This is a genomic window from Wolbachia endosymbiont of Drosophila baimaii (assembly GCF_028982185.1).
Taxonomy (GTDB): Bacteria; Pseudomonadota; Alphaproteobacteria; order Rickettsiales; family Anaplasmataceae; genus Wolbachia; species Wolbachia pipientis.
The window spans coordinates 1-1,821 of the sequence record NZ_JAPQLE010000159.1 but is presented as its reverse complement, the minus strand read 5'-3'; the positions used below and the strand labels follow the sequence as shown (position 1 = coordinate 1,821).

The 1,821-nt window shown below is 35.9% G+C and carries 1 protein-coding gene and 1 pseudogene; both read right to left on the bottom strand.

Translation table 11 applies throughout. The features are described from left to right. Nucleotides 1–247: pseudogene (locus tag OZD66_RS05175) on the bottom strand (hypothetical protein); the annotation flags it as partial. A 58-nt stretch (nucleotides 248–305) separates the two neighbouring features. Beyond that, complete coding sequence (locus OZD66_RS05170) at nucleotides 306–1,493, bottom strand: phosphoglycerate kinase (RefSeq protein ID WP_182367825.1); 1,188 nt, start codon at nucleotides 1,491–1,493, stop codon at nucleotides 306–308. Nucleotides 1,494–1,821: the final 328 nt, after the last annotated feature.

Genomic DNA, 1,821 nt, shown 5'->3' with positions numbered 1-1,821 from the left:
AAAACATTCCTCTATTCGAATCCTTTCGTCGTGCTGTTGATTCTGCCTTCCTATGACCTGTTCGGACTATTATGAGAAATGCTATAATTCTGGAAACGGTGGCTGGTTGTGAACTGAAAAATGGTTCAAAATTGACCTCAACATTTTCTTCTACATAGCCGGTGTGAAAATAATGATCCTTAATATAAAAAATAAATCCTATTATTGGTATTATTAAACACAAAATTAGTTTAACTGTCTTCGACATAATCACGTTCACAAAAAAGCTAGCTTACAAGAAACAATTTAAAAAAGTTTTAATCTAATCATTTTTGCAGAGCAGCAACTCCCGGCATTTCATCACCACTTAACCAATCTAAAAATGCTCCTCCACCAGTGGAAACATATGTAAAATCCTTATCGGTAAAGCCTGCAGCGCTTATTGCAGATAGACTATCACCTCCCCCTATTATGCTGGTTAACTTTCCTTTGTGCGTTAAGTCACTTACGATTTTCATTACCCCTATTGTACCACTTGCAAAAGCTGAATGTTCAAAAACACCAATAGGTCCATTCCACAGCAGAGTCTTACTGCTTGCTATTATACTGCTTATTGTACTCAAAGTTTGTGGTCCGATATCCAAAATTATATCACCGTCCAAAATGGACTCAGTTCTTCTTGAAATACTAGTGCTGTAATCAGAGTTTACTGCAACCAGAACGTCTTCTGGCACAACTATTTTGCAATTGTTTTTATTTGCTGTTTCAACAATATTATGTAGAAGGTCGTCAACACCATTTTGAAAGAAAGATTTCCCTATATTTACTTTGCTAAATGACAAAAAATTATTGGCTATTGCACCACCTAGAACTAGGTAATCAACCTTTTCTGTTAGCTTCATAAGCACTTTTATTTTAGTTGATATTTTAGCTCCTCCAACTATCGCAGTAATAGGTTTAGCTTTAAACGATACAGCTTTTTCAAGATACTTTAGCTCATCTTGCAAGCAAAATCCTGCATAGGAGGGTAAAAATTCTGTAATGCGTGAAATAGAAGCGTGAGCTCTGTGAGAGCAAGAAAATGCATCATTGACATATATATCCGCCAGAGATGCCAGTTGTTTGGCAAAATTTGAGTCACTTTGCTCTTCCTCTTTATAAAATCTTAGATTCTCTAGTAATATTATATCTCCTGCATCCATAGCACTCACTGCTTTTTGCACTTTTTCACCAACGCAATCATCAATGAATTTCACTTTTTTATTTAGTAACTGCGATAAAGTGTCAATTACATTTTTTAGCGACAGATTATTGTCTCTGGCCTTTGGGCGTCCGAAATGCGATATAATAATAATCTTTGCACTTGCATTCACTAAATACTGAATAGTAGGCAATACTCTCAAAATACGAGTGACGTCACGAATTTCTCCATCTTTTATAGGAACATTGAAGTCAACTCTGAGTAAGACGGCTTTATTGTGAAGATCACAATTTTCTATACTAGGTATATTCATTATAAAATTGAAGCTATAAAGTCACTATACAGCAGTTTGACCTAAAGTAAAGTTTTGAGTTTACGAACGTTTAAGGAAATTTGCATGCCAAACGCTTGACACTGGAACCTTATCGTCATGCCGCCACGAACCGTCATACCGCCGGGTATCTCTTAGCCGCTAACACGTAGCGGGATACTTGACCTTTACAGGGATGACGATTGTCGTTTAGCCATAAATATTAAGAAATTTACCAAATGAAAAAAAAGGCAAAAGAAGCCCTGGGGTTATTATCTGCTTTAAAATATTGGCGTTTTTTATGTTTTAAACGCTTGACAAGCAAGATTTA